Source organism: Myxococcus sp. CA039A (genome assembly GCF_013336645.1).
In the GTDB taxonomy this organism is placed as follows: Bacteria; Myxococcota; Myxococcia; order Myxococcales; family Myxococcaceae; genus Myxococcus; species Myxococcus llanfairpwllgwyngyllgogerychwyrndrobwllllantysiliogogogochensis.
In genome coordinates this window covers 1-4,979 of record NZ_JABUMQ010000515.1, presented here as the reverse complement: position 1 = coordinate 4,979, position 4,979 = coordinate 1, and the positions used below count along the sequence as shown (strand labels likewise).

The window sequence follows — 4,979 nt, the reverse complement described above, 5'->3', positions numbered from 1 at the left end:
CCCGTGGAGCCCACGCCCGCCCCCGTGGTCGAGACTCCCGCTCCGGCTCCGACGCCCGCACCGGAGGCCGTGGCCCAGCCGCCCGCTCAGCCCGAAACGCCCGGGGTCACCGCGGCGCCGGTCGACGTGAGCCAGGAGGCCATCGACGTCACCGTCGAGGGTGAGTCCGTGGCCAACCGCCGGCGTCGCTCCGCCGAGGCGGTGAAGGTCATCGAGACGGAGAACCTCCAGCGCGAGGCCGTGGACATGGGCCAGGCGCTGGCGCGCAGCGAAGGGGTCGGCGTGCGCCGCGCGGGAGGCCTGGGCAGCCGGGCCCGCTTCTCCCTGGCGGGGCTCGCGGATGACCAGGTCCGGTTCTTCATCGACGGCGTGCCGCTGGAGCTCGCGGGCTACGGCCCGGACTTCGCGAACGTCCCCGTCAACCTGGTGCAGCGCATGGAGGTGTACCAGGGCGTCGTGCCGGTGCGCTTCGGCGCGGACGCGCTGGGGGGCGCCGTGCAGATCGTCACCACCGAGAACCTCCAGGGCAGCGGTGCCTCCGCGTCCTACGAGATTGGCTCGTTCGAGACCCACCGCGTCGCCGCGAGCGCGCATCACGTGGCCAGCGCCTCCGGCCTGTTCGTCCGAGCCAGCGGCTTCTTCGACTCCAGCCCCAATGACTACCGCGTCGACGTCCGGGTGGAGGACAGCTCGGGGAAGCTCAGCGACGCGCGGCTGCCGCGCTTCAATGATGCCTTCCGCGCGGGAGGCGGCGGCGTCGAGGTCGGCTTCCTGGACAAGCCCTGGGCGCGGCGCCTCATCCTGCGTGGCTTCGCCTCCGCGTCCACCCAGGAGATCCAGCACGACACGACGATGAAGGTGCCCTACGGCGAGGTCGACTCGGGCAACCAGTCCGGCGGCGCCACGCTCCGCTTCGAGCACACCTATGACGGCGGCCTCATCGCCGATGCCGTCGGCGGCTATGTCTTCCGGCAGGCGCGGCTGAGCGACCAGGGCCGCTGCGCCTACGACTGGTTCGGCCGGTGCGTCGCCGAGCTCCCGCAGGCCGGAGAGATGGAGAGCCGCGCCGTCGACCGTCATGTGGGGCAGCACACCGGCTTCGCGCGCATCAACCTGGGCTGGAGCTTCACTCCCAACCAGATGCTGCGGCTCGCGGTGTCACCGACCTGGGTGAAGCGGACCGGTGAGGACCGCGCGCTCCGGAACACCGGACTGGTGGATCCGCTCAGCGCCCGCCGCGGCCTCTACACCCAGGTGACCGGGCTGGAGCACGAACTGGATGCCTTCGACGAGCGGCTGGAGAACATCGCCTTCGTGAAGAGCTACGTGCAGCTGGCCCGCGCGGACCGGCTGAGCCCCGACAACAGCTTCATGCCCGTGGACCGGGACACCTTCACCTTCGGCGTCGGTGACTCGCTCCGCTATCGGCTGTCGTCCCTGTTCATCGCCAAGGCTTCCTACGAGTGGGCCACGCGCCTGCCCCGGCCCGACGAGCTGTTCGGCGATGGCATCCTCATCGACGCGAACCTGGAGCTGGATCCAGAGACCAGCCACAACCTCAACCTGGAGCTGGCGCTCGACACGCGCGAGACGCGGCACGGCTCGTTCCGGGGCGGCGTGATGGGCTTCGCGCGACTGGCGGACCAGCTCATCATCCCCCAGGGGCGCGAGGGCTACTTCACGTACCAGAACGTCTTCGCGGCTCGCGCCCTGGGCGGCACCGGCGCGGCCGGGTGGACGTCTCCGGAGCAGTACTTCTCGCTGGACGGCAACGTCACCTGTCAGGACGTCCGCAATGTCTCCAGCGAGGGGGCCTTCGGCATCTTCGAGGGGCAGCGGCTGCCCAACCGGCCGCACCTGCTGGCCAACGGCAGCGCCCGCTTCCAGTTGAGCGGCCTGGCCTCGTCACGCGACGAGCTGTCGCTGACCTGGCACACCCGGTACATCCACTCGTTCTACCGGGGCTGGGAGAAGCTGGGCACCCAGGATTCGAAGCAGGACATCGACGCGCAGCTCCTGCACTCGCTGGCCCTCACCTATGTCACCCGGACCGCGCGCGCGACCTTCAGCTGGACGGTCGACGTGCAGAACCTGACCGACGCCACCGCCATGGACTTCATGGGCGTTCAGCGTCCCGGCCGCAGCGTCTCCGCCAAGGTGGTCGCGGAGCTCTGAGTCACCAACACGCAGTCATCCTCTCCGAAAGGCTTTGCCCCCCATGAAGATTCGCTCGTTCTTCCCCCTGTCGCGCATCACCGCCGCGGCGCTCGCGCTGTCGCTGTTCGCGGGCTGCAATGACGACGACAAGGATCCGGAGCCGACCCCCAACACCGGTCCCGTCTATGCCGCCATCACCCAGGTGAGCGTCGACGGTGAGTCGCAGAGCTACATCGTCCTGACCGACAAGGTCGACGTCACCACGCCGCTCGCCCTGGAAAACGCCATCGAGGTTCCGGGCCGCGCCCTGGGCTCTGGCATCGCGAAGAATGGCCTGCTGTACGTGAGCAGCAGCGAGGGCGCCGTCGTCACCCGCTACAAGCTCACCGCGGAAGGCAAGCTGGAGAAGGACAAGGACGCGCAGGGCCGTGACGCGGAGGTCAGCTTCCAGGGAAGCGGCGTCAGCTCCATCGGCGAGTACCAGCACCAGTTCCAGTACGTCTCGGAGACGAAGGCGTATTACATCGACGGTCGCTCGGGGAAGGTCATCGTCTGGAACCCCACCGCGATGACGGTCACCAGCGCCATCACCCTGACCGGGCTGACCATCGAGGGCGCGCTGAGCACCTTCGCGACGATGCCGGTGCGCGTCGGCAACAAGATCATCATCCCCATCGGCTGGCGCCCGAGCGCGGGCATCGGCATCACCAAGCAGGCCGGCGTCGTCGTGGTGGACACGGTGGCCGACACGGCGACCATCGTGACGGATGACCGCTGCGGCTACGTGCGTGACGGCGTCGTCGGTCCGGACGGCCTGGTGTACCTGGCCACCGAGGCGTACGGCGCGGCCGTGTACCGCACGGCGGGCCCGGAGACCACGCCGGTGCCCTGCCTGCTGCGCTTCAACGCGACGACGCAGACCTATGACCGCGCGTTCTTCCGCAACCTGGCCGACCTGACCAACGGCAACGCCACGGGCTCCCTGCTGCGCGGCCCCAACGGCACCGCGTACCTGCGCGTCCTGGACGAGACCACCTACACCGTGGTTCCGGGCGTGCACCCCCGCCCCGTGGCCAGCGCCGTCGCCTGGAAGTTCTGGCAGCTCAACCTCAGCACCTTCACCGCGACGGAGGTCACCACCCTCCCCGTCTCCACGGGCAGCACGTTCCTGTATGACGTGACGGACAGCCGCACGCTCTTCACGGAGTTCACCAGCACCTCCACGACGAACTTCCGCGACCTGACCAGCCAGAACGGCGCGGTCGCCTTCAGCACGCAGGGCCTGGTCTTCTCCTTCCTGCAGCTGCGCTAGTCACTTTTTCATCCCATGGCGCCGGGTGCGGAGGTCGCATCCGGCGCCGTGGAGTCCTGCTTCAAGGCAACCCGTAGACAACGACGCGGCGATGACGAGCGGTCATCACGACGACGCCTGAGAGAGCGACCATGCACATCGTGGAAATCGTCAAGGATGTCTTCGTGCAGTGGGGTGCCAACTGGGTGCTCTGGCTGCTGTTCGCCCTGTCGCTGGTGAGCATTGGCATCATCATCGAGCGGTGGATTGTGTTCCGCACCAAGCAGGACCTGGTGCGCGAGCTGTCCGGCACGCTGGAGGAGACGCTGGCGAGCGGCGACTTCCCCTCGGCCATCTCCAAGCTGGAGAAGCGCACGTCCGTGGGCGCCACGGTGGCCCGCGCCGGGCTCCGGCTGGCGCCGCAAGGCATGACAGCGGCGGAGAAGGGCATGCAGAGCGCGCTCGCGATTGAGCGCTCCACGCTGGAGAACCGGCTGGCCTTCCTGGGCACGCTGGGCAACAACGCGCCCTTCATCGGGCTGTTCGGCACCGTCATCGGCGTGCTGCTCGCCTTCGAGGCGCTGAGCGAGACGACCGCGGGCGCGGTGGTGGGCAAGACGAGCCAGGTCGCCTCCAACGCGGTGATGGGCAGCATCGCCGAGGCGCTGGTCGCCACGGCCGTGGGCATCGGCGTGGCCCTGCCCGCCGTGGCCGCCTACAACTACTTCCAGCGGCGCATCGCGAGCATCCTCTCGGACGCCGAGGCCCTCACCAACCTGGTGCTGGCCTACGTCTCCGCCCGTGAGCGGGCGGCGGCGCGCTCCTCCACCGGAGGCGCCTGACCATGGCGGGCGGAACGCAGCCCCGAGGCGGCCTGATTGAGGGCATCAACGTCACGCCGCTCGTGGACATCATGCTGGTGCTGCTCATCATCTTCATGGTGACCGCCCGGCTGGTGGACAGCCCCGCCGTGCCCCTGGATCTCCCCAAGGCCTCGCAGAGCGAGGACGTGCAGACGGTGTTCGCCGTCTCCATCACCGCCACGGGCCAGCTCCTGGTGAACGGCGAGGGAATCACCGAGGCCGCGCTGCGAGACAGCGCGCGGCATGCCCTGGTGAAGGACCCGGAGCTGCGCGCGGTCATCCAGGCGGATGGCGCCGTGCCGCACCGGCAGGTCATCGCGGTGTTGGATCAGCTCAAGGAAGCCGGGCTCACGAAGGTCGCCTTCGGCACCGTGCGCCCCGCCGAGCCGGCGACGCCCGAGACCCCTGCGACGGAGGACGGGCGTGTCATCCCCTGACCCCACCGCGCGCCCCGACGCGAGCATCGCGAGCATCATCCTGGGCCCGCCGCCCGCGCGGCGGCGACACGGGCTCGTCTGGGCCATGGTGGCCACCGCGTCCCTGCACGGCGTCGCCGGCGTCGTCGCCTGGCAGGCCTGGCGCAAGGGTGAGTCGCTGGCGCCCAGGGTCACCCAGAAGAAGCAGACGCTTCAAATCGACCACGTGGTGGACCTGAAGCCGCCCCCGCT

The 4,979-nt window shown here is 69.5% G+C and carries 4 protein-coding genes and 1 pseudogene; all 5 read left to right on the top strand.

All coding sequences use genetic code 11. The features are described from left to right. Positions 1-2,175: TonB-dependent siderophore myxochelin receptor MxcH (gene mxcH, locus HR086_RS44705; protein WP_174468704.1), on the top strand; the 2,175-nt coding region annotated here is incomplete at its 5' end. 43 nt (positions 2,176-2,218) lie between these two features. Further along, positions 2,219-3,469: a hypothetical protein gene (locus tag HR086_RS44700; RefSeq protein WP_174462173.1), complete on the top strand. Its 1,251-nt coding sequence runs from the start codon at positions 2,219-2,221 to the stop codon at positions 3,467-3,469. A 131-nt stretch (positions 3,470-3,600) separates the two neighbouring features. Further along, positions 3,601-4,290 (top strand): MotA/TolQ/ExbB proton channel family protein, encoded by a 690-nt coding sequence (locus HR086_RS44695; protein ID WP_141646970.1) that lies wholly within the window; start codon positions 3,601-3,603, stop codon positions 4,288-4,290. Between the two features lie 2 nt (positions 4,291-4,292). After that, positions 4,293-4,748: a biopolymer transporter ExbD gene (locus tag HR086_RS44690; RefSeq protein ID WP_141646971.1), complete on the top strand. Its 456-nt coding sequence runs from the start codon at positions 4,293-4,295 to the stop codon at positions 4,746-4,748. Beyond that, positions 4,735-4,979, top strand: a pseudogene (locus HR086_RS44685) (ferric siderophore ABC transporter substrate-binding protein); the annotation flags it as partial. The gene HR086_RS44690 and the pseudogene HR086_RS44685, both read left to right, overlap by 14 nt.

Excerpts from the sequence above, each read along its gene's own strand:
- HR086_RS44700 (WP_174462173.1), top strand. The coding sequence starts at position 2,219 with ATGAAGATTCGCTCGTTCTTCCCCCTGTCGCGCATCACCGCCGCGGCG.
- HR086_RS44690 (WP_141646971.1), top strand. The coding sequence starts at position 4,293 with ATGGCGGGCGGAACGCAGCCCCGAGGCGGCCTGATTGAGGGCATCAAC.
- HR086_RS44695 (WP_141646970.1), top strand. The coding sequence starts at position 3,601 with ATGCACATCGTGGAAATCGTCAAGGATGTCTTCGTGCAGTGGGGTGCC.